Source organism: Thalassomonas sp. M1454 (assembly GCF_007097525.1).
Lineage (GTDB): Bacteria > Pseudomonadota > Gammaproteobacteria > Enterobacterales > Alteromonadaceae > Thalassotalea_A.
This window is the reverse complement of record NZ_VKDD01000004.1, coordinates 371,024-392,978: the sequence shown is the minus strand read 5'-3', so window position 1 is coordinate 392,978 and position 21,955 is coordinate 371,024. Positions and strand designations below refer to the sequence as shown.

24 protein-coding genes, 5 tRNA genes and 4 pseudogenes are annotated in these 21,955 nt (G+C 37.6%); 7 read left to right on the top strand and 26 right to left on the bottom strand.

The annotated features are described in order from the left end of the window. Nucleotides 1-197: 197 nt before the first annotated feature. The 8 genes from rplL to FNN08_RS11695 all read right to left on the bottom strand — a co-directional run bounded on the left by rplL (nucleotide 198) and on the right by FNN08_RS11695 (nucleotide 4,940). Nucleotides 198-566, bottom strand: coding sequence for a 50S ribosomal protein L7/L12 (rplL, locus tag FNN08_RS11730; protein ID WP_143585957.1), 369 nt, complete (start codon nucleotides 564-566; stop codon nucleotides 198-200). Between the two features lie 84 nt (nucleotides 567-650). Next, on the bottom strand, nucleotides 651-1,145 hold the full coding sequence (rplJ, locus tag FNN08_RS11725) for a 50S ribosomal protein L10 (RefSeq protein ID WP_143585955.1): 495 nt from the start codon (nucleotides 1,143-1,145) through the stop codon (nucleotides 651-653). 298 nt (nucleotides 1,146-1,443) lie between these two features. Next, nucleotides 1,444-2,142 (bottom strand): 50S ribosomal protein L1, encoded by a 699-nt coding sequence (rplA, locus tag FNN08_RS11720; RefSeq protein ID WP_143585953.1) that lies wholly within the window; start codon nucleotides 2,140-2,142, stop codon nucleotides 1,444-1,446. A 3-nt stretch (nucleotides 2,143-2,145) separates the two neighbouring features. After that, on the bottom strand, nucleotides 2,146-2,574 hold the full coding sequence (gene rplK, locus FNN08_RS11715) for a 50S ribosomal protein L11 (RefSeq protein ID WP_143585951.1): 429 nt from the start codon (nucleotides 2,572-2,574) through the stop codon (nucleotides 2,146-2,148). Between the two features lie 235 nt (nucleotides 2,575-2,809). Beyond that, nucleotides 2,810-3,724: a sulfite exporter TauE/SafE family protein gene (locus FNN08_RS11710; RefSeq protein ID WP_143585949.1), complete on the bottom strand. Its 915-nt coding sequence runs from the start codon at nucleotides 3,722-3,724 to the stop codon at nucleotides 2,810-2,812. A 143-nt stretch (nucleotides 3,725-3,867) separates the two neighbouring features. Continuing rightward, a complete protein-coding gene (gene nusG / locus FNN08_RS11705) occupies nucleotides 3,868-4,416 on the bottom strand; it encodes a transcription termination/antitermination protein NusG (protein ID WP_143585947.1) in 549 nt (182 codons plus the stop codon). Between the two features lie 2 nt (nucleotides 4,417-4,418). Then, the gene (gene secE, locus FNN08_RS11700; protein WP_143585945.1) at nucleotides 4,419-4,799 is read right to left on the bottom strand and encodes a preprotein translocase subunit SecE; all 381 of its coding nucleotides are present in this window, start codon (nucleotides 4,797-4,799) and stop codon (nucleotides 4,419-4,421) included. 64 nt (nucleotides 4,800-4,863) lie between these two features. Continuing rightward, a tRNA-Trp gene (locus FNN08_RS11695) sits at nucleotides 4,864-4,940 on the bottom strand. A gap of 281 nt (nucleotides 4,941-5,221) precedes the next feature. Here FNN08_RS11695 and FNN08_RS11690 point away from each other — a divergent pair. Further along, on the top strand, nucleotides 5,222-5,779 hold the full coding sequence (locus tag FNN08_RS11690; RefSeq protein WP_185962643.1) for a chalcone isomerase family protein: 558 nt from the start codon (nucleotides 5,222-5,224) through the stop codon (nucleotides 5,777-5,779). A gap of 110 nt (nucleotides 5,780-5,889) precedes the next feature. On the opposite strand, the gene FNN08_RS11685 is transcribed toward FNN08_RS11690, so the two are convergent. The 14 genes and pseudogenes from FNN08_RS11685 to hemE form a co-directional block, all read right to left on the bottom strand. Continuing rightward, a complete protein-coding gene (locus tag FNN08_RS11685) occupies nucleotides 5,890-6,531 on the bottom strand; it encodes a lactonase family protein (RefSeq protein WP_143585941.1) in 642 nt (213 codons plus the stop codon). Then, nucleotides 6,500-6,877: a beta-propeller fold lactonase family protein gene (locus FNN08_RS11680; RefSeq protein ID WP_260679337.1), complete on the bottom strand. Its 378-nt coding sequence runs from the start codon at nucleotides 6,875-6,877 to the stop codon at nucleotides 6,500-6,502. The genes FNN08_RS11685 and FNN08_RS11680 overlap by 32 nt, the downstream gene beginning before the upstream one ends. Nucleotides 6,878-7,308: 431 nt before the next feature. Beyond that, a pseudogene (locus tag FNN08_RS11675) lies at nucleotides 7,309-8,151 on the bottom strand (elongation factor Tu); the annotation flags it as partial. Next, nucleotides 8,148-8,561, bottom strand: a pseudogene (locus FNN08_RS16645) (GTP-binding protein); the annotation flags it as partial. The pseudogenes FNN08_RS11675 and FNN08_RS16645, both read right to left, overlap by 4 nt. An 18-nt stretch (nucleotides 8,562-8,579) precedes the next feature. Beyond that, a pseudogene (locus tag FNN08_RS16640) lies at nucleotides 8,580-8,858 on the bottom strand (GTP-binding protein); the annotation flags it as partial. Continuing rightward, nucleotides 8,855-9,337 (bottom strand): annotated as a pseudogene (locus FNN08_RS11665) (GTP-binding protein); the annotation flags it as partial. The pseudogenes FNN08_RS11665 and FNN08_RS16640, both read right to left, overlap by 4 nt. 159 nt (nucleotides 9,338-9,496) lie before the next feature. Beyond that, nucleotides 9,497-9,572: transfer RNA gene (locus FNN08_RS11660), tRNA-Thr, on the bottom strand. Nucleotides 9,573-9,592: 20 nt separating this feature from the next. Continuing rightward, nucleotides 9,593-9,666 (bottom strand) — tRNA-Gly (locus FNN08_RS11655). 30 nt (nucleotides 9,667-9,696) lie between these two features. Then, nucleotides 9,697-9,781, bottom strand: a tRNA-Tyr gene (locus FNN08_RS11650). 31 nt (nucleotides 9,782-9,812) lie between these two features. Beyond that, nucleotides 9,813-9,888, bottom strand: a tRNA-Thr gene (locus tag FNN08_RS11645). 162 nt (nucleotides 9,889-10,050) lie between these two features. Next, on the bottom strand, nucleotides 10,051-10,770 hold the full coding sequence (locus tag FNN08_RS11640) for a type III pantothenate kinase (RefSeq protein WP_143585937.1): 720 nt from the start codon (nucleotides 10,768-10,770) through the stop codon (nucleotides 10,051-10,053). Continuing rightward, nucleotides 10,770-11,744, bottom strand: a complete 975-nt coding sequence (birA, locus tag FNN08_RS11635; protein ID WP_143585935.1) for a bifunctional biotin--[acetyl-CoA-carboxylase] ligase/biotin operon repressor BirA — start codon at nucleotides 11,742-11,744, stop codon at nucleotides 10,770-10,772. Before birA ends, FNN08_RS11640 begins: the two co-directional genes overlap by 1 nt. A gap of 2 nt (nucleotides 11,745-11,746) precedes the next feature. Then, nucleotides 11,747-12,766 (bottom strand): UDP-N-acetylmuramate dehydrogenase, encoded by a 1,020-nt coding sequence (gene murB, locus FNN08_RS11630; protein WP_143585933.1) that lies wholly within the window; start codon nucleotides 12,764-12,766, stop codon nucleotides 11,747-11,749. A gap of 127 nt (nucleotides 12,767-12,893) precedes the next feature. Then, a complete protein-coding gene (gene hemE, locus FNN08_RS11625; protein WP_143585931.1) occupies nucleotides 12,894-13,961 on the bottom strand; it encodes a uroporphyrinogen decarboxylase in 1,068 nt (355 codons plus the stop codon). Nucleotides 13,962-14,252: 291 nt separating this feature from the next. Between hemE and FNN08_RS11620 the strand changes: the two genes are divergently transcribed. After that, nucleotides 14,253-15,119 carry a S1/P1 nuclease gene (locus FNN08_RS11620; RefSeq protein WP_143585930.1) on the top strand — a complete coding sequence of 289 codons (867 nt, stop codon included), beginning with the start codon at nucleotides 14,253-14,255 and terminating at the stop codon, nucleotides 15,117-15,119. A gap of 55 nt (nucleotides 15,120-15,174) precedes the next feature. On the opposite strand, the gene fkpA is transcribed toward FNN08_RS11620, so the two are convergent. Continuing rightward, nucleotides 15,175-15,927, bottom strand: a complete 753-nt coding sequence (gene fkpA / locus FNN08_RS11615; protein ID WP_143585928.1) for an FKBP-type peptidyl-prolyl cis-trans isomerase — start codon at nucleotides 15,925-15,927, stop codon at nucleotides 15,175-15,177. Nucleotides 15,928-16,307: 380 nt separating this feature from the next. Between fkpA and FNN08_RS11610 the strand changes: the two genes are divergently transcribed. Further along, entirely contained in the window at nucleotides 16,308-16,538 is a 231-nt protein-coding gene (locus FNN08_RS11610) for a SlyX family protein (RefSeq protein WP_143585926.1), read from the top strand. Between the two features lie 11 nt (nucleotides 16,539-16,549). On the opposite strand, the gene FNN08_RS11605 is transcribed toward FNN08_RS11610, so the two are convergent. Continuing rightward, nucleotides 16,550-16,741 carry a YheV family putative zinc ribbon protein gene (locus FNN08_RS11605; RefSeq protein ID WP_143585924.1) on the bottom strand — a complete coding sequence of 64 codons (192 nt, stop codon included), beginning with the start codon at nucleotides 16,739-16,741 and terminating at the stop codon, nucleotides 16,550-16,552. A 112-nt stretch (nucleotides 16,742-16,853) separates the two neighbouring features. Between FNN08_RS11605 and FNN08_RS11600 the strand changes: the two genes are divergently transcribed. Then, nucleotides 16,854-18,755 carry an ATP-binding cassette domain-containing protein gene (locus tag FNN08_RS11600; RefSeq protein ID WP_143585922.1) on the top strand — a complete coding sequence of 634 codons (1,902 nt, stop codon included), beginning with the start codon at nucleotides 16,854-16,856 and terminating at the stop codon, nucleotides 18,753-18,755. Between the two features lie 66 nt (nucleotides 18,756-18,821). On the opposite strand, the gene FNN08_RS11595 is transcribed toward FNN08_RS11600, so the two are convergent. After that, on the bottom strand, nucleotides 18,822-19,394 hold the full coding sequence (locus FNN08_RS11595) for a PhnA domain-containing protein (RefSeq protein WP_143585920.1): 573 nt from the start codon (nucleotides 19,392-19,394) through the stop codon (nucleotides 18,822-18,824). 198 nt (nucleotides 19,395-19,592) lie between these two features. Between FNN08_RS11595 and FNN08_RS11590 the strand changes: the two genes are divergently transcribed. The 3 genes from FNN08_RS11590 (at nucleotide 19,593) to FNN08_RS11580 (ending at nucleotide 21,379) form a co-directional block, all read left to right on the top strand. After that, nucleotides 19,593-20,072, top strand: a complete 480-nt coding sequence (locus FNN08_RS11590; RefSeq protein ID WP_143585918.1) for an META domain-containing protein — start codon at nucleotides 19,593-19,595, stop codon at nucleotides 20,070-20,072. Between the two features lie 80 nt (nucleotides 20,073-20,152). Beyond that, nucleotides 20,153-21,130 carry a hydrolase gene (locus FNN08_RS11585; protein ID WP_143585916.1) on the top strand — a complete coding sequence of 326 codons (978 nt, stop codon included), beginning with the start codon at nucleotides 20,153-20,155 and terminating at the stop codon, nucleotides 21,128-21,130. Nucleotides 21,131-21,151: 21 nt separating this feature from the next. Further along, nucleotides 21,152-21,379 carry a YheU family protein gene (locus FNN08_RS11580; RefSeq protein ID WP_143585914.1) on the top strand — a complete coding sequence of 76 codons (228 nt, stop codon included), beginning with the start codon at nucleotides 21,152-21,154 and terminating at the stop codon, nucleotides 21,377-21,379. 4 nt (nucleotides 21,380-21,383) lie between these two features. Here FNN08_RS11580 and FNN08_RS11575 read toward each other — a convergent pair whose 3' ends face one another. After that, nucleotides 21,384-21,953, bottom strand: coding sequence for a YceI family protein (locus FNN08_RS11575; RefSeq protein ID WP_143585912.1), 570 nt, complete (start codon nucleotides 21,951-21,953; stop codon nucleotides 21,384-21,386). Nucleotides 21,954-21,955: the final 2 nt, after the last annotated feature.

Sequence of the window (21,955 nt, the reverse complement as noted above, 5' to 3'; positions counted from 1 at the left end):
CAGGAATAAAACTAAATATCAGACACTTAATTAATAAATGTTAATGTTATGTTGATATCTAATATGCACTGTTTTGGTCTAAAAAAAAACCAATATTTACCTCGAAAAAAATATCGTCGGTATTTAGCGCAAAAAGGCCGGTGACGATTAAGCCACCAGCCATTGCCTAATTAGGCAGATAATCTGTAAAAATCAGATTATTTAAGCTCAATAGTTGCGCCTGCAGCTTCAAGGTCAGCTTTAAGAGCTTCAGCTTCAGCTTTCTCAACGCCTTCTTTGATTGCTTTTGGAGCAGCTTCAACTAATTCTTTAGCTTCTTTAAGGCCTAAACCTGTAGCGCCACGAACAGCTTTGATTACAGCTACTTTCTTCTCACCGAATGAAGTCATTACAACATCAAATTCAGTTTGTTCAGCAGCAGCACCACCAGCGTCACCGCCAGCAACAGCAACAGCTGCAGCAGCTGATACGCCAAATTTTTCTTCCATTGCTTCAACTAAAGCAACAACATCCATTACAGACATTTCTGCAACTGCGTTTAAAATATCTTCTTGAGAGATAGACATGTTCATCTTTCCTATTTAATTAAACAGTACCTTTAAAGTAGGCCTGCTTGGTATAACTATATAAATACAAGTTAACAGCTAAAATTAAGCTGCTTCTTGTTCTTTCTGATCGCGAATTGCAGCAATAGTGCGGGCAAGTTTGCCTGCAGATGCTTCTTTCATAACGCTCATTAAACGTGCAATAGCTTCGTCGTATGTAGGTAATTTCGCAAGAACCTGAACATCAACAGCTTCACCTTCGTATGCAGCAGCTTTAAGTTCGAAGTCTTCGTTAGTTTTAGCGAAGTCTGCGAATAAACGCGCTGCAGCACCTGGGTGCTCGTTTGAAAATGCAATTAATGAAGGACCAACTAAAGTGCTAGAAACACACTCAAATGGAGTACCTTCTAATGCGCGACGTGCTAACGTATTACGAACAACTTTCATCCATACGCCGTTTTCACGAGCTTCTTTACGCAAAGTAGTAATTGCACCAACTGTAACACCACGGGCATCCGCGATTACAGCTGATTGAGCGCCACTAGCAGCTTCTTGAACTTCAGCAACAATTGCTTTTTTATCATCAAGATTGATAGCCATTGGCTTAACTCCTGGTTAACCGGTTTAACCGGTTGTTAAAACTCCTAAAACAATCATTTGTTTTAGGCCATTTACGGCGAGAGCCAGAAATTTAAGGAAATATCTGGGTAACACCATCTACGTAGGAAATTAAATAATTATCGCCATACTCATAAAGTACTTAAGGTTCTAATTATACCTACGGTCTTGGACGGGAGCTGAGTTAAATCCTTGCGGAAGCATGAATCATGCCACTCAGCACCTACCAAATTTTTAGAGGCGAAATTATAGACTAACTTCGACCTCTTGTAAACGCTTATTAAGCTTCAGATAACGAACCTTGAGCAACGGCAACACCGGCACCCATAGTTGTTGAAATACTGATTTTCTTAATGTAAGTACCCTTCGCTTGCGAAGGCTTAGCTTTCTTAAGAGCTTCTAGTAAAGAAACTAAGTTCTGTTCTAGGTGAGCGTTTTCAAAGTCAACTTTACCGATAGTAGTATGGATAATACCATTCTTATCGTTGCGGTAACGTACTTGACCAGCTTTTGCGTTTTTAACAGCAGTAGCAACGTCAGGAGTTACAGTACCAACTTTAGGGTTAGGCATTAAACCACGAGGACCTAATACTTGACCTAATTGGCCTACAACACGCATTGCATCTGGAGTAGCAATAACTACGTCAAAATCCATGTTACCAGCTTTAACTTGTTCAGCTAAATCTTCCATGCCGATAATATCAGCACCGGCTTCTTTAGCTTTCTCAACGTTTGCGCCTTGTGTAAACACAGCAACACGAACGTCACGACCAGTACCGTGAGGTAGTACAGATGCACCACGTACGTTTTGGTCAGATTTACGTGCATCGATGCCTAATTTAATAGCAACATCAACACTTTCTTTGAATTTAGCAGTTGCTAATTCTTTCAATAAAGCTAAAGCTTCATTGATTTCGTATTCTTTTAATACGTCTACTTTCTCACGGATAATGCGAGCGCGTTTTGATAATTTAGCCATTGATTAGTCCTCTACCACTAAACCCATTGAACGAGCAGAACCCGCAATGGTACGCACTGCAGCTTCTAATGAGCCAGCAGTTAAATCAGGTTCTTTCATCTTAACGATTTCTTCAAGTTGTGCAGTTGTAACTGTACCAACTTTTTCAGTGTTAGGACGACCAGAACCACTCTTGATACCAGCAGCTTTCTTAAGTAAGTAAGATGCAGGTGGAGTTTTCGTGTCAAAAGTAAACGAGCGATCGTTGTATACAGTAATTACTACTGGTACTGGAGCGCCTTTTTCTAAAGAATCTGTTTTTGCGTTAAACGCTTTACAGAATTCCATGATGTTCACACCGTGTTGACCTAGTGCAGGACCCACTGGTGGTGACGGGTTAGCTGCACCAGCAGCAACCTGTAGCTTGATTAAAGCTGTGACTTTCTTAGCCATGTTTTAATACCTTATATATGGGTGCAAACGCCATTATTAAAAACAGCTCCCCGTTAACAAAAAACGATTTTATTTGGTCTCCAAACAAAATCGGTAGCGGATTATATATTAATGTTCAGTAAATGTGCAAGTAGATAACTGCGATTTGTTTAAAATAAACGCAATTGCTTGTAGGTAAGATTTTTCAAGCGCTAAGCAAAGTTAGCTAAAGGCTTTATTAGTTAATGTATTGAAATCAAAATATGCCAATTAAACCAACGAGTAATATCCATAAGCCCAAAAATAATTTTAATTTTTTTGCTCCTAATGCTTGGGCAATATAACGGGCGATAAAACCACCAATTAATGCACCAGGAGCTGCATACATCAATACATCATACGAAATAAGTTGGTTATATATAAAAAATGGTACACCAGCTAATACGGTACAGGCTGAAACCATAACTCCGGCAGCTACAGAAAACATTACAGAAAAGCCTCTTAGTAATAATATTACTGCTAATATTTCACCAACACCAACCGAAATCCACGCTGTTATGATACCGCCAATAAAACTTGTTGCCGCGATAAGCAAAATTTCTAACTTGGTTAATTCAATAACACCCCTATGGCTCGATCTGCTGCGCACATAAACACAATGCAATAACACAATCACACCAAACACCAATGAAAATAGGCTAAACATGTTATTGATTGACGACATGGCTTGCCAGTTAGCATATTGCACTAAAAACAAACCAAGAATTGAAAAAGGAATGCTAACGCCTAGTGTTCGATAAAACAGGCTAACTTTTTCAATTTTTTGCTGGTCATGGCCACGAAAAAAATTGAGCCAAGAAATACTGCCCATAGTCATACCAAAACATTGGATAGCAAAACTGGTTGCTATTATATGCTCAACATCCATGCTTAAGGCTTGAAAGGAAGGCACAAAGACAACCCCGCCTCCTGCCCCCGTAGAGTTTGCCGCAATAGCTCCCGCGATACCTAAAAATAAAAAACCACCAAACTCGCTAATAGATTTTAATGGCTCTGCTTGTGCAAAAAAGAATACAAGCCAAAGAACTAAAAGAATTATTGATACAACAATAGCTTTATAGTTTGCTTTTAGTTTTTTAACAGGAAATATTTTTGAGGTTAGTTGATGCAAATTAAATCAGCATAAGTTGAACAAATAAGAGTTTTAACATAGTAAATAGATATAGGCTTTATAGCAACTATTGCTGGACCCATTTATTGACGCAGATACAAAAAAGCCAGGCATTGCCTGGCTCTTAAAAAATAGGAAAAGTATTAACCTTTCTCAACTTGAATAAATTCAAGTTCAACTGGTGTAGAACGACCAAAGATAGATACAGAAACTTTGATTCTGCTCTTTTCATAGTCAAGCTCTTCAACAACACCATTAAAGTCAGCAAATGGACCGTCGATAACACGAACAACTTCGCCTGGCTCAAATAATGTTTTAGGTCTTGGCTTATCAGTTGAATCTTCAAGACGTTGTAAAATTCTATCAGCTTCTTTCTGGGTAATAGGTGCAGGACGATCAGTAGTTCCGCCAATAAAACCTAATACACGAGGAACACTTTTAACTAAATGCCATGCTTCTAAGTCATCAGCAACCATTTGAATTAAAACATAACCTGGGAAGAATTTACGTGCACTTTTACGCTTTTGACCAGCGCGCATTTCTACAACTTCTTCAGTAGGTACTAAGATCTGACCAAACTTGTCTTCTAAGCCTTGGATTTCAATGTGTTCTAACAATGTTTTTTGTACACGTGCTTCATAACCTGAAAACGCCTGTACAACATACCATCTTAATTTAGTTTCTTCAGTCATAATTAAACCTGCAATGATGTAGTAAAGCTAACGATTTGATATAAAAGAGAATCCAATCCCCAAAGAACTAATGCCATAAATACAGTAGCTACAAGAACGATACCTGTAGTTTGTACAGCTTCTTGTCTAGTTGGCCATACTACCTTGCGTACTTCGATACGAGCTTCTTTAGCAAAAGCTAAACCATCACGACCTTTAGTTGTTTGTGCAGCAATTAAACCTGCTACAACAACTGCAGCTACTACAGCACCAGCACGAGCTAAAACTGAAAGCTCACCAAAATAATAATTACCGAAAACGGCACCACCTAAAAGTAGAAAAACTAATAACCACTTTAAAGAATCTAGAGAACCACTTTCTGGGTTTTCTGTACTTGCATTCATAACTACAACCTGTTCCCGTCACTCAGACAAAACAACCCCGTTTAATAACGCGGTTTAGAAAATATGGCAGGGGTGGAGAGACTCGAACTCCCAACCGTCGGTTTTGGAGACCGCCGTTCTACCAATTGGAACTACACCCCTAAACTTCAATTACTAAGCTATAAACTCACCTTAGTATAGTTACACTTATCATGTGATTCTTAGATTTTGTTTGGAAAAATTAAGATTAACATCAGAAGTGAGGCGTTATTATACGTTTTAATATGGATTACTCAAGCGATAATTAACTAAATATGGCTAAAGATAATAAAGTTTATCCAATTTTTATTGTTAAAAAATCACAGTACATAAAACTAACCTAACTTTACATAATTAGAATATTTCTTGTTTTATTATGGCTATTTTTAATGCGAGTAAATTATATGTCTAAAATTCTTACAAAAATAAGTCTTGTTTGCATTGTTGTTGCAAGCTTTATCCTTCAGACAGCTTCAGCCTTAGAACAAGAAAATTCTATTAAAATAAATAACAATGTGCTTGTTTTGAATGGACAAGGGATCCGCGATAAGTTTTTCTTTGATGTTTATTCCGCTGCTTTGTATTTAGAGCAGCCATCAAATAATGGTTTAGAGATAATCAACAGTAATAAGCAAATGACAATACGTTTAATTATGCTTAGAGATGTTGATGGTGATTCAATGCGAGGCGCTATTAAGGATGGTTTTGTTTCGTCACTTGGCGATCAATATCCAAATTTGGAAAAAGATATCCAGTTATTCTTAACAACTTTTGGAGATGAGGCTAGTTACGGCAATGTTTATACTTTGAGTTACCAACAAGATATTGGTACTACTATTTATATCAACAATACAAAAACTGAAATAATAAAAGGCTTTGAATTTAAACAAGCTTTATTTTCAATTTGGTTAGGCGATAAGCCTGCACAAGAAAGCTTAAAACAAGAGTTACTTGGTAACTAATAGCCTCTAATGTAATAGAAGCATGTAGATAATTCATGAATTAAAATTTTTTAACTATTTGACCAATAATTCATATATCAAAGTAAGTTATTGGTCAAAGCGTTGCAGTGTTAATTAATCATTAACGTTTCAACCCATATAGGATTTGTTCCGGTTTTGTATTGCACAACTTTTGTTAAATTACCCGTTGATTGATCAATTTTATAAACGCCAAGTTTATTATCTCGCTGACCTGCTACGTAAAGGTAATCGCCTGTTTTATTAAGGCTAAATGAACGAGGAAAATGCTCTACTGGAAATTCTTTAACTAGCGTTAAACTGCCATCGATAACATTAACTTTATAAGCAATGATTTGGTCCAACTGTTTTTGTTTATCCCTACTTGAAATATAAAGAAACCTTTTGTCTGGAGATAAATGCAAATCAGCAGTTGTGATCCTGCCAGTAACATCATTACTACTAGTAAGAGTTTGCTTTAAAACTAATCCGCCTTTATTTGGAAGCCATTGCCAAACTGCAACACCCGGTTTAATTCGTTCTTGAGTAGAATAAGCAACATTTAATGTTGGATGAAATATTAAGTGTCTCGGTTGCGCTGCCCCCTGAGTTGGCCCTAATGCAGACTCTAACTTAGTCACGTTGCCACTATTCGTATCAAAAGCGAGTTGAAATATTTTGTTAGGTCCAGTTGCTGGCACAAACAAGGTCTTATTATCTGGGCTAAAACGCACTGCATGGGATTTTTTTTTCAAGTGTTATTTCTTTTGCTAGCTCACCTTTAAATATACCTTTTTCAAGCTTCCAAATAGAAACAACCCCATGGCGATAACTAGCTCCTACTATATATTGATCATTTAGATCAGTTTTTAACTCAGTAGCTTTTGCGTTAATAGGTGCATTATATAAAAAGTTCAATTTACCATCATCAGTTACCAGATACGTAGCAATTGATGGTTGTTTGCGATCACCATCAATTAGAGCTTGTGCATAAAGATATTTTTTATCCCGAGAGAAAGTGAACGTCGAAAGACCAGCAAGTTCAACCTTATGATAATCAGATAACTTACCTGTTTCAGGGGCTACCTCTTTGATATCTATTGTTTCGGCATGGGCAAGATAGAGTAATTCTTGTGCTGCAAATATGGGAGCACTATTAGTAATTAAGATTAGTAGTATTAAATATTTAATTTTGATATCTGCCTTAAACTTTTATATCAATATTACTGATTTCATCAGAATTGTAAATTAGATGTTTTTCGGTATTTAAGTACTAGAACCACCATGGTTCGACTGAATTTTTATAATGACGTGCATGGATGCACTAATGCCGTGGACACATGGATGTGTAGGAGCGGTGACGGTGAATTTTTCGAGATATCATTGAATATCCACAGAGTTTGTTAACTTACACTGCGTCATCCCGTCATGCTTTTGGACGGGACCTCCTAAATTGACAGCGTGCTTACTATATTTCAGACAATAAAAAAGGCCGCGAAGCGACCTTTTTTTGTATTGTTTAAAAACATCGATTAGTCGATGATTTTAGATACAACACCAGCACCAACTGTACGGCCACCTTCACGAATAGCGAAGCGTAAACCTTCTTCCATCGCGATTGGGTTGATTAGTTCAACAACAAACTTAAGGTTGTCGCCAGGCATTACCATTTCTACACCTTCAGGAAGCTCTACAGCACCTGTGATATCTGTTGTACGGAAGTAGAACTGTGGACGGTAACCTTTGAAGAATGGCGTATGACGACCACCTTCATCTTTACTTAACACGTATACTTCTGATTCGAATTTAGTGTGTGGGTTAACTGAACCAGGCTTACATAATACTTGACCACGTTGTACGTCTTCACGCTTAGTACCACGTAATAAAACACCACAGTTCTCACCAGCACGACCTTCGTCAAGAAGCTTACGGAACATTTCAACACCAGTACAAGTAGTAGTAGTTGTGTCTTTGATACCTACGATAGCAACTTCGTCACCTACACGTACGATACCACGCTCAACACGACCAGTTACAACCGTACCACGACCTTGGATTGAGAAAACATCTTCGATTGGAAGGATGAAGTCACCGTCGATTGCACGCTCTGGCTCTGGAATGTAAGAATCAAGTGCGTCAGCTAGTTCAACAACTTTCTCTTCCCACTTAGCTTCACCTTGAAGTGCGCCTAAAGCAGAACCTTGGATTACTGGTAAGTCATCACCTGGGAAGTCGTATTCTGAAAGAAGTTCACGAACTTCCATTTCTACTAATTCTAGTAATTCTTCGTCGTCTACCATGTCACATTTGTTCATGAATACGATGATGAAAGGAACACCAACTTGACGAGAAAGTAAGATGTGCTCACGTGTTTGTNGATACCACGCTCAACACGACCAGTTACAACAGTACCACGACCTTGGATTGAGAAAACATCTTCGATTGGAAGAATGAAGTCACCGTCGATTGCACGCTCTGGCTCTGGAATGTAAGAATCAAGTGCGTCAGCTAACTCAACAACTTTCTCTTCCCACTTAGCTTCACCTTGAAGTGCGCCTAAAGCAGAACCTTGGATCACTGGTAAGTCATCACCTGGGAAATCGTATTCAGAAAGAAGTTCACGAACTTCCATTTCTACTAATTCTAGTAATTCTTCGTCGTCTACCATGTCACATTTGTTCATGAATACGATGATGAAAGGAACACCAACTTGACGAGAAAGTAAGATGTGCTCACGTGTTTGTGGCATAGGACCATCTGTAGCAGCAACTACTAAGATTNCGCCTAAAGCAGAACCTTGAATTACTGGTAAGTCATCACCTGGGAAGTCGTATTCTGAAAGAAGTTCACGAACTTCCATTTCTACTAATTCTAGTAATTCTTCGTCGTCTACCATGTCACATTTGTTCATGAATACGATGATGAAAGGAACACCAACTTGACGAGAAAGTAGGATGTGCTCACGTGTTTGTGGCATAGGACCATCTGTAGCAGCAACTACTAAGATTGCGCCGTCCATTTGTGCAGCACCAGTGATCATGTTTTTAACGTAATCGGCGTGACCAGGACAATCTACGTGTGCGTNGAAAGAAGTTCACGAACTTCCATTTCTACTAATTCTAGTAATTCTTCGTCGTCTACCATGTCACATTTGTTCATGAATACGATGATGAAAGGAACACCAACTTGACGAGAAAGTAAGATGTGCTCACGTGTTTGTGGCATAGGACCATCTGTAGCAGCAACTACTAAGATAGCGCCGTCCATTTGTGCAGCACCTGTGATCATGTTTTTAACGTAATCGGCGTGACCAGGACAATCTACGTGTGCGTAGTGACGAGTTTCTGTATCGTATTCGATGTGAGAAGTATTGATTGTAATACCACGCTCACGCTCTTCTGGAGCGTTATCGATTTGTGCGAAATCACGAACTTCACCACCGTGAACTTTAGTTAAAACTGCTGAGATTGCAGCTGTTAAAGTTGTTTTACCGTGGTCAACGTGTCCGATTGTACCAACGTTTACATGTGGTTTCGAACGTTCAAATTTTTCTTTAGCCATTAGTCTTTGCCTTAAAAATTAAAAGAGTTTTTCAAAGTAAAGTTAATGATAGATGGATAATTGAAATTGTACAAAAAAGGAACGAATAAATAGAGTAAGTATGATGAAATATGTTTTAAATTTTTTAACTATAGAGGAGATGATGGAACAGGAAATAGATGGTGCTAATAGGCAGATTCGAACTGCCGACCTCACCCTTACCAAGGGTGCGCTCTACCAACTGAGCTATATCAGCGCTTTTAATTCTAAAGATAATGGAGCGGACGGCGGGAATCGAACCCGCAGCTTTAGCTTGGAAGGCTAAGGTATTACCACTATACGACGTCCGCAAATCTATAAGATTATCTCGCAAGAAGAAATGGTGGAGGGAGGTGGATTCGAACCACCGAAGGCTGAGCCGTCAGATTTACAATCTGATCCCTTTGGCCACTCGGGAACCCCTCCATATTCTTTTGCACTACTGAAGTAGTATTAATGGTGCCGTCTGCCGGAGTCGAACTGGCGACCTACTGATTACAAGTCAGTTGCTCTACCAACTGAGCTAAGACGGCACTACATTAAGTGGAGCGAATTCTAGATGAATGTTTTGCACCATGCAATAGATAATTTTAAAAAAATTAAATTTTTTTTCTGTTTGCTGTTTTTTTACTCGCTTTTGTAAGAAAAATATAAACAAATCAACCTAACGAATGATTTTTAGACAAATATCAAAATTATTTTATAAATCTTTGCATGCCAATAAATATTAACTGCTCTTCCAATTTACTCTTGTAGTTACAGTGCTTTTTTAATTCGCAACCATTACCGCCGGTAAATATAACTCTATCGATCACAACACCGCTTTGTTTCGCTTGTAGTACTGCATAATCAACCAATGCATTACTTGCTGCCCAGCAACCATAATTAACATTGTCATTTGTATTTAAGCCAAACTCTATTGATTCAACTTTATTGATAACGCCTTTTACTTTATCGGTGTTATCAAATAACGAATTTATCATTAACTCAACTCCCGGCACTATCCAACCTCCGAGATGATTGCCACTAGCAGCAAGTACATCAAAAGTAGTAGCCGTGCCGGAATCTACTATTAATAAGTTGTGATTCGGATAAAGAGCCTGTGCACCAAGTACGGCAATCCAACGATCGGCCCCCATCTGCTGATAGTCTTGGTAACCGTTTATAATGCCAAAAGTGTTGGCTTGTGTATTTAGCTGTTGAAATTTGATGCTTTGACTTTTCGCCCAAACTGCAATTTCATCAACAACGCTCTGGTTTGCAACAGCCACAATAATTATCGAGTTAATTTCAGTTAAAGTTTCTAATTCTTGGAGAATATTAATGCAGGCAGTATTTGTTATTGCAGATAATCGTTGATCATTTTCTATAACGTATTTAGCCCTTGTATTACCTATATCAATAAGAATATTCACTAGGCACTCCTTAAGCTCACTTCACCACCATAAATAGGTTTTTGCTTACCATCAACTTCCAGTAATAACGCTCCACTAGCATTAATACCTCGGCAAATACCTCTAGTTTCATTCTCACCTGTAACCAACCTAACGGCTTTGTTGATAAAGAAATCTTGTCGCTGCCAGTCAGCGAGCATAGGTGATAATCCAAACTTATGATGTTGCTCTAGGCGCTTACTGATAGTAGCAATAAGATTAGCGGCTAGAATGTTTCTATCAATAGGTGCATTAACTGCTTGTTGTAAATCTATCCAAGGCTGATCTATTAGGCTCGCGCTTAGCTGTGGCATATTTAAATTCAGCCCTAAACCAACAACACAGTTGCCAGGACCAACACTTTGCCCTTCAAGTTCAACTAATATGCCAGCTAATTTTTTACCTTGAATATAAATATCATTTGGCCATTTTAATTGTACGTCTAAATCGTATTCTGACTTTAAAACATCACTAACAGCTAATCCTATAACAATTGATATTCCCATCGCAGCACTTAAGCCTTGCTCTAAGTGCCAATACATTGATAGGTATAAATGCGAGCCAAAAGGAGAAATCCACTGCTTGCCTCTACGGCCACGACCAGAAGATTGGTATTCAGCAATACATACCTGTCCATGGGTTACATTATTAGGTAGGCGCCTCATTAAATATGAGTTGGTTGAATCAATTAAGTTATGTACTTCAACAATGTTTTTAGCGCCATGCTCGCGCAATAATTGACTAATGACACTTTGCTCTAACAGCTGAATGGGATTAGCTAGTTTATAACCCTTACCTTGTACTGAAAATATATCTAAGCCCATTTCAGTGAGTACTTTAATATGTTTAGATATAGCGGTGCGACTAACACCTGTTTCAGCCGCTAGCACTTGACCTGAAATAAACTTGCCATCGGCAAGCCTTTTAATTAACTCTTCTCTTACTACTTTAGCCATGACTAGAGATTTTCCAATAATACTTCACCACAGTTTGCTATGAGGCGAACTTCAGGTTCTAAATTAACACCGAATTTTTTAAATACACTGCGTTGCACAAATTTAGCTAGTGCAATTACATCTTCGCCAGATGCATTATCTACATTAACCAAGACTAATGCTTGTAATTTATGTACTGCTGCACCACCTATGGTTTTGCCTTTTAAACCACATTCTTGAATTAACCAGCCAGCAGCTAGCTTTATATCGCCATTAGCCAATGGATAAGAAATCAGTTGTGGGTATTGCTGTTTAATATTTTCAAATAGCGCTGCATTTACTACAGGATTTTTGAAAAAGCTGCCGGCATTAGGCAATTGCTTAGGATCGGGTAATTTAGCTTGACGTATAGCAACAACTTGCTCAAATACTTGCTTTGGTGTTGGCGTATTACCTAATTCATTAAGACCAGCGTAATTTAATAATGGCTGCCACTTTTTATTTAACTTTATGCCTATTGCTATCACTAGGCCTTTATTTTTTAATGCGCCTTTAAAAATACTATTACGGTAGGCAAACTGACAATCTTGCTTGGATAATACTTGCACTTTACCTGTAGTAAAATCAAACCACTTCACATAGTCACATACATCTGCAAATTCAATACCGTAGGCTCCAATATTTTGAATCGGTGCTGCACCACAATTACCAGGTATTAGCGCTAAATTTTCCAAGCCAGCAATATTATTGTTTAAACAATACTGCACTAGTTCATGCCAATCTTCACCGCTGGCAACGTCGAGTAAGTATGAATCACTAGTCTCTGTTAGCTTAATTCCTTTAAAGTCTGGGCAAATGATTGTCCCTTGATAATCATTAATAAATAATGAGTTACTTCCACCTCCCAAGATATAAAACTGCTTAGGTAGCGTTTTAGTAAACTGTTCAAGTTGAGCTAAATCGGTGAGGGTTACGATCTCTTGTGCTTTTGCATTTATAGCAAAACTATTTAGAGACTTAAGAGATAAACTTGCTTGTGACATTAATAATATTTTCTTGAATATTTAATTTGATTGTAACGGATAAGAAGAACAGATTCTAGGAAGCAGCCACTTGGAGCTATTATTGGTATTAAACATAAAAGGAGCCGAAGCTCCTTTTATTTAATTATTACTTATGAAATGGCTTACTGTACTTATGTACTGCATTAATAAAGTGTCCTGCATGCTCAGGGTTAACATCTGGGTGGATACCATGACCAAGGTTGAATACATGACCAGTACCGCCTTCACCAAAGCCATTTAAGATAGTTTGTACTTCTTGTTCAATACGCTCTTTTGGTGCGTATAGCATTGAAGGGTCCATATTACCTTGTAGAGCAACTTTATCACCAACGCGTGCTTTTGCATCTTCGATATTAATAGTCCAGTCTAAGCCTACTGCGTCACAACCTGTTGCCGCGATAGACTCTAACCACATACCACCATTTTTAGTAAATAGAGTTACTGGTACTTTGCGACCTTCGTTTTCACGAGTAAGACCATCAACAATTTTCGCCATATATTGCAATGAAAACTCTTTATACATAGCTGGTGATAGCACACCACCCCATGTATCAAATACCATAACCGATTGTGCACCTGCAGCAATTTGAGCATTTAAATAAGAGATCACAGAGTCTGCTAATTTATCTAGTAATAAATGTAATGTTTGCGGATCGCTAAACATCATTTTTTTAATTTTAGTGAATGCTTTTGAACTACCGCCTTCGATCATGTAAGTTGCTAAAGTCCATGGGCTGCCAGAGAAACCGATTAGTGGTACTTCACCTTTAAGTTCTTTGCGGATTGAACGCACAGCATTCATTACATATTGTAATTCGCCTTCTGGATCTGGCTGGCCAATTTTTTTAACATCTGCAGAGCATGTGATTGGACGTTCAAATTTAGGACCTTCACCCGTTTCAAAATAAAGACCTAAGCCCATAGCGTCAGGAATAGTTAAAATATCACTAAATAAAATTGCGGCATCTAATGGAAAACGACGTAAAGGCTGAATAGTAACTTCGGTAGCTAACTCCGTGTTACGGCAAAGCGCCATAAAATCGCCCGCATCTTTGCGAACTTCCTTATACTCTGGTAAGTACCTACCTGCTTGACGCATCATCCAAACTGGAGTGTAGTCAACTGGCTGCTTTAGCAACGCACGTAAGTACGTATCATTCTTTAATGTTGTCATTTATATTTCCGTAACGGTATCGGTAAAAATTTTGCGATATTCTACCCAAAGTTCAGTTCAGATACTATGGATGAGATCAAACTTAGTGAAAATTATGAGTTTTTTTGTAAAAAAGTGTTGCTAAACCGAAAATGCTTTGTTATAAACTTTACAAGCTTTTAAAGAATAACTAATAAGAAGCTAGATTTACTAGACCAAACAGCGAGCATTTCAGGCCTTATCATTGATAAGGCCTTTTTATTTCCTAAAATAAAAGTTAGTTAAATATAGATGTTCGACTAACTTTAAATAATGAAAGTTTTTCTGATCTTAATCCTACTTTTTTCTAGCCAACAGCTATTCGCTTTTGACACGAAAACTCACCGCTTAGTATGTCAGCTTGCCTATCAACAGCTACCTATCAGTAAGCAAAAGAATATAGATATACTTTTTAATAAAATGGCAAAGCAAGAACAGTATCGAATCAACCAGTACTTACACCGAAGTAAAGACACTAAAGTGCATTACATTGACTCATGCGTTTGGGCTGATGCCATAAAACAAGACAAAAAATATAAAAAGTACAATAATTGGCATTTTATCAATATAGCTAGAGACCAAAATAGAGTTAGCAAGTCAGCGTGTAACCATGATTGTATTATTGATGCTATCGATATTCACCATCATCAGTTTATTCACAGCTCACAACAGCCTTGGTTAAAAACTCAAGCATTAATGTTTATCTCCCACTGGATCGCCGATTTACACCAACCTTTACATGTGAGTTTCAAGTCCGATCTTGGCGGAAATAAAACAAAAGTAATCAGCTCAAATAAACGTTGTAATAACCTTCATGCAATTTGGGATCATTGTTTAATTTGGTTAGAAAAACCAAACTATCAGCAAGTTTTAACCGAGCTTAGCTTTGCAAGGTCAATTAATTCTAAGGATGAGATTAATTCCAAAAACGTGCTGTTGTGGGCAAATGAGTCGTTCGCAATTACACGTAATAAAGCAACTCGATATTGTGATTTAAATACAATAGATAACGAATGTAAAAGTACTACAGGGCCACTTTACTTATCTAAAAAATATTATGTCCATAATAGCTCTGTGCTCAAAGATAGAATCAAACAAGCAAGTCGTCGCTTGTATGTATTTTTAGATAAACAATTTTGAAAAGACACAAAAAAGCCAGGCAATGCCTGGCTCTTTAAATTTTAAAAACTTTAGGTTAGTGACCGTGATCTGCTTCTGGAGCTTCTGGTGTAACGATATCAAGTAATTCAACTTCAAATACTAATGTAGCATTACCAGGGATAGGACCTGTGCCATTTGGACCGTAGGCTAAGTTTGAAGGGATAACGAATTTGTATTTAGAACCAACATTCATTAATTGTACACCTTCAGTCCAACCAGGAATAACACCATTAAGAGGGAATTCGATTGGTTGGCCACGATCGTATGAACTATCAAATGTAGTTCCGTCGATTAAAGTACCTTTATAGTGAACTTTAACAGTGTCAGTTGCTAACGGGCTTGCACCTTCAGCTGCAGTTAATACTTGGTACTGTAAACCTGATTCAGTAACAGAAACACCTTCAACTTTAGCATTTTCATCTAAGAAAGCTTGACCTGCAGAGATATTCTTTTCGCTTTCAAGTGCTGCTGCAGCTTGTTTCTTCTCATTAACTTCTTGATCAAGAGCCATTAGAATTTCACGAATTTCATTTTCTTCTAATTGAGCTTTGCCTTGTAGACTTTCACTAAAGCCAGCAATAAGTAATTCTTTATCTAGTACAACACCAAATTTTTCTTGTTCAGCTAAATTGTTGTTCATGTAAGAGCCAATAGAAGCACCTAAACCGTAGGCTTGTTTTTGCGCATCAGTTTCTAATACTGCAGGCTTTGCTTCTTCTTGACCACCACAACCAGCTAATGCCATAACAGCAACAGCTACTAAAGTAGGTTTAACGATAAATTTCATTTGTTTCTCCAAAAAAACTTCATATATGGAGAATCTCCCCAAATACACTTAAATTTTATTTAATAAAGTCCCTTATACTAGCGACTATTTTTATAAAAAAATAGCCCTAAAATAGGACATAAATACATTATTAAATACTTATTTCAAATTTGCCTTTGTTATTAACCAAATCACTTAAAAACCAGTGTTTGTTATTACTTAAGGTTATTAGCAATGACATAGCTAAAAACTAACTTGTCCAACATATATGGAGATACAAATTAATTTTTAAAGGCTAATTTCTATTCTATTAGTATTTATTCGCGATTCTACTTCATTTAGTTGTTCATACGCCTACAATTAGCGATAATAGCAATATCGCAGTTTACAGGTAAGAAGATATGGCAACTGAGCAAGAGCTCTTAGGACAATTACAAGAAAGGCTAGATGCATTAGAAATGCGTACGGCATTTCAAGATGATGTAATTGAGCAATTAAATAATGAAATATCTATCCATCAAGAATACATTAGAGATTTAAAAGAAAAGCTAAACTTGATTGGTGAAAAGGTAAAAGATCTTAATTCACAACCAAATGATGAGCCTGTCGACGAAAGACCTCCTCATTATTAAACAAGGCTACTTTAAGGCTTAAACACGCCGATAACTTGCTCTTCGGTGCGAACTTGAGGTTCAACTTGCTCTTCTGGCTGAGTCATCTCCATGTCACAAGCAACACAACTTACTTTTTCGACATTGTTTTCTTTGGTTAATGCTAAAGTATCCATAGCATTACATTTAGGGCATTTAGCTCCGGCAATAAATCTTTTTTTCATAATTATAGTAATATTGGTTCAACACTGTATTTATAGCATTTTACCTTGGATAGCATGTTAGGTATATAAGCATTTAGTAAGTAACCACACTATAACCATAAAGGACATTAAATTGATTCTGGCATCAAACCTTAGTTTAGACCGAGGTACTAAAAATTTAATCATCTCATCAAGCTTTACTATTCACCCTGGCCATAAAGTAGGGTTAGTTGGCGCCAATGGCTGTGGTAAGTCATCTTTATTTGCCGCTTTACTTGGCGATTTACAACCCGATAGTGGTGATATAGAGATGCCAAGCTCATGGGCTATTGCTACGGTAAAACAAGAAACTCCAGCATTAACACAAACAGCGCTAGATTACGTTATGGATGGCGATAAGGAATTTCGTCAATTAGAACAACAATTAGAGCAGGCCAGACTTGATGACAATGGCAGTCAAGAAGCTTACTTGCTCAACAGTATTGATACCATAGATGGTTATAGTTTACCTGCCAGAGCGGGTGAATTGCTGCATGGTTTAGGCTTTACTCAAGATCAGTTAAACAACAGCGTAAGTAGTTTCTCTGGTGGTTGGCGCATGCGCTTAAACTTAGCACAAGCTTTGATCAGCCGCGCCGACTTAATGCTACTCGATGAGCCAACTAACCATTTAGATCTAGATGCGGTGCTTTGGCTACAACGTTGGTTAAAAAGATACACCGGGACATTAGTGCTAATTTCTCATGACCGAGACTTTCTTGATGATGTTATTGGCCAAATTCTACATATCGAGCAACAAAGAGCTAAGTTATATACAGGTAATTACTCAAGTTTTGAAAGGCAACGCGCTGAGCAGCTTGCCCAACAAGATGCAATGTATGCCAAGCAGCAACGTGAGGTTAAACATTTAACTTCGTTTGTCGACCGTTTTCGCGCTAAAGCATCAAAAGCTAAACAAGCACAAAGTAGATTAAAACGATTACAAAAATTACCAGACTTAATGCCTGCCCATGTAGATAGCCAATTTAGCTTTAACTTTATTAATCCTGGCCATATGCCCTACCCTCTACTATCGGTTGAGCAAGGTGATTGTGGTTATTCAGAGCAAGCAATTATATTAAAATCGGTAAACCTTACACTTGTACCGGGGAGTCGTATCGGCTTATTAGGGCGTAATGGCGCTGGTAAATCGACACTAATAAAATCCCTTGCAGGAGAGCTTGCTCTGCAACAAGGTAAAAGATTTTGTGCACAAGAACTTTCTGTAGGGTACTTTTCACAGCATCAGTTAGAGCAATTAAGAGCCGATGACTCTGCTATAAATCAGGTGCTATTAGCCAAACCAGAGTTTACCGAACTTGAAGCTAGAAACCATTTGGGTCGTTTTGGCTTTAGTGGCGACAAAGCGCTTAGTGTGGTTAATACTATGTCAGGTGGCGAGAAAGCTCGTTTAGTGCTTGCCCTTATCGTGCTTGAAAAACCACAATTATTGCTTCTTGATGAACCAACTAACCATTTAGACTTAGAAATGCGTCAAGCGCTTGTAATGGCCTTACAAGACTTTGAAGGGGCTATCATTCTTATTGCCCATGATAGATACCTACTTGAATCTTGTGTAGATGAGTTCTACATCGTTGGCAATGGTAAAGTAGATAACTTCGATGGCGATATCGATGATTATCAAAAATGGCTACAAGACGATAAAAAAGCAGCCTTATCTAAAGATAAAGAAGAAACTCCTACCGCTGACAAAGTCGATAAAAAAGAACTACGCCGTCAACAAGCAGAGCTTCGTAAACAAGCTGCGCCACTAAGAAAAAAAGCAGACCAACTCGAAAAACAAGTAAGTAAATGGCAAGCCGAGTTAGCCGAAGTTGAGCACCAATTAGCGCAAGTTGAAATTTATGAACAAGAAAATAAAAGCCAGCTTACAGAGTGTTTAAGTAAACAAGCAAAGCTTAAGCCGCAAATAGAAAGTGCCGAGGAAGAATGGATGGAGCTAGAAGAGCAAATTGAAGAGATTGTTGGCGGATAAACAAAATCAAGGTGTCAGAGTCAATGAAACACGTTTAATTGACTCTGACACCTTGATAATTAGTAATTACATTTTCTTAACGTAATCACTAATAATAACGATACGAGTGCCGTTAACTCTGCCTTCAATATGTAAAGGGTTTGAAGTAAGCGAAATATTTCTTACTGGCGTACCTCGTTTAGCGGTAAAGTTGGCACCTTTAACAACTAAGTCTTTAATTAATACCACATTATCGCCAGCCGCAAGTGTTGCTTTGTTATTATCTAAAGTAGGCTCTTCATCTTCTGGTGCATCACCAAATCCAGAATCGCCCCATGCACGAACATCATCTTCAAGATAAATCATATCTAATAAATCTTGCGCCCAACTCTCAGAATTTAAGCGTTTCAACATACGGTAAGCCATAACTTGCACAGCAGGTACTGGTGACCACATACTATCATTTAGACAGCGCCAGTGGGTCATATTGTAGTTGTCGTTAGAGTTGATTTGAGTATTACATGTATCACAAACTAAGATGCTCTTATCTGAATTAGGCTCTGCGACAGGTGGCACTTCATAAACTGATAAGTTGTCTACTGAGCCACAAAGCTCACATTTATTGCCACTACGTTCTTGTAATGCTTGTTCGATAGGCATGTTCATAGTCCTGATAAGTTTAAAGAGTTCATTATAGAAAATTAGCTATTTAGTATCATCATAAATATAGATTAATATTGCGTTATTAACCTAAAAGTTGCGCTAAATTAAATAATTAAGCTCAGAGTGGGATATTCAGATTTAAAAAGTCTACGCTAAGTACTATGATAAACAGATAAATTATATAGGGTTCACACTATGCAGCAATTAAAAAAATATTATCGTTCTTTCACGCAGTTCATTTTTGCTTTATTTACCTTAGTTATTTTTACAGGCTGTCAAACGGCTTCACAACCTGAACAAGAAAAATTATTAACACTAATTGGTCAACCATGGCAACTGGTCAATTTGCAGGGAAAACCGGCAATATTAGGTGATAATTTTCGCGCTTTAAATATTGAATTTCTTGATAATAAAAGTGTTTTTAGAGGTTTTGGTGGTTGTAATAATTATTCTGGTCGTTTTGATCACACCAGCGATAGCATAGAGTTTGGCCCAGCAATGGCGACTCGTAAGTTTTGTCCTAATACCATGGATCAAGAAATGGCTTTTTTCACCATCTTAGATAAAGTGGTTAGTTACAAAATTGCAGACAACCAATTATTTTTATTTGATAGTAAAGAACAAATCCTAGCTAGCTTTCAAGAATTACAATCTAATCAAGCTGAGCCTAAATAAAATATCAGTATAGCTTTAGCTCTTATCAGCATTTTTGTTATAATTCGCCCAGCACTTATCGAGCGTTCATAGAGAAGTAGATGATAAAGAAAAGCTCATTTAAACCTGCATGGTGGCTAAAAAGTCCACACTTACAAACCATGGCAGCAAAAGTCCTTCGCCGTAAAGAAAGCATTGAGGTGATCACCGAAACCGTCGAACTCCCTGACGGTGACTTTGTTGATCTCGCATGGACAGAAGACCCAACATTACATCCTGAAAAGCCAATTGTTTACGTACTACATGGTTTAGAAGGTTCAATCGATAGCCATTATGCCAAAGGCATGATGGGCTCAATCAAAAAGCGAGGCTGGGTTGGCTTGTTGATGCACTTTCGCGGCTGTAGTGGCAGGCCAAATCGACAAGGGCCTTCTTATCATAGCGGAGATACTTGGGACGTTCATTACTGCACCGAATTATTAATGCAGCGATTTCCACAAAGAGAGTTTGCCATTTTAGGTTTTTCACTTGGTGGTAATGTATTAGCTAAGTTTTTATCCGAAAATACACAAACTCCATATAAAAGTGCGGCAATCATATGTGCGCCTCTGCATTTAAAGAGTTGTAGCTACCGCATCAGCAAAGGTTTTTCTAAGGTCTATCAAAAATACCTTGTCGATATGCTCAGAGACAGCACAAAGATAAAAATTGATTTAAACTTGCTGCCTAATATTGATAAGTCAGAGCTTGATAAAATAACCACCTTATTTGATTTTGACGAAAAGGTTACTGCCCCTATTAACGGCTTTGATAGTGCCGAAGATTATTATGATAAAGCCAGCGGTCTTAATGTATTAAAGGATATTGAACATCCTACATTAATCATTCATGCCCTAGATGACCCTTTTCTATGTCACGATTACGTAAAAGAGATCACAGTTGATAATCATAACTTACACGTTGAGTTAAGTGAGTATGGCGGCCATGTTGGTTTTATTGCTGGCAATAACCCTTTAAAACCTATTTATTGGCTTGAGCATAGAGTATTAGACTTTATTGCTGAGCGATTTGGTAAATAACAACTAGGTAATGACAAATTAATGATCATCCCAATTGATAGACTCGACACTGAAACACTAGATAGTATTATTCAAGAATATATTCTTCGCGAGGGAACCGATTACGGTTTTGAAGAATGTTCGATGGAGCAAAAGATTGCTCAAATAAAAGCTCAGTTAAAAACTAAAAAAATTGTTTTAGTTTATTCTGAGCTTCATGAAACCATCAATATATTACCATTTGAGCAGTTTAACGCGAGCGAGGGGTAGCGAATTAACGAGTAAAAGTAAGTACAAAGCTAACAGGTACAGCTTTACTTATGCTTGGTAGTTTAGCTATTTCTTGTAACTTAGTAATGCCTTCGGTCAAGCTAAAATCATTGGCGTTAACTATTGCAGGCTTAATGCTAACGATAAGTAATTTTTTATCATTTACCTTAGTGACATAAGTTGGGATTTGCATACTTTTTGTTTCACCATGTAAGCTCAACTGTCCCATTAACATCATCTCTTTACTCACACCGACTTTTAACTCATCAACATAAGTACTACCCAAAGCCACACTGAATTCGGCTTTAGGGAATAAGTCAGTTTGAAATAATAAACTTTGCATACGCTCATTGCGAATAACAATACCGGTATCAACGCTTGCTAAATTAATCTCAACTTTGGCATTACCATCAGCAAAAATTGAACCGCTAATGTCATTAAAATGATGCACTTCGGCGATATCTGATTTTTTAACGCTAATAAAGCTAACTAGTGAATTATCATTGTCTAACTTCCATGCAGATAAGCTTGGAAAGCTAATAAGCATAGCGACTAAGATAAAAATTGTTCTCATTT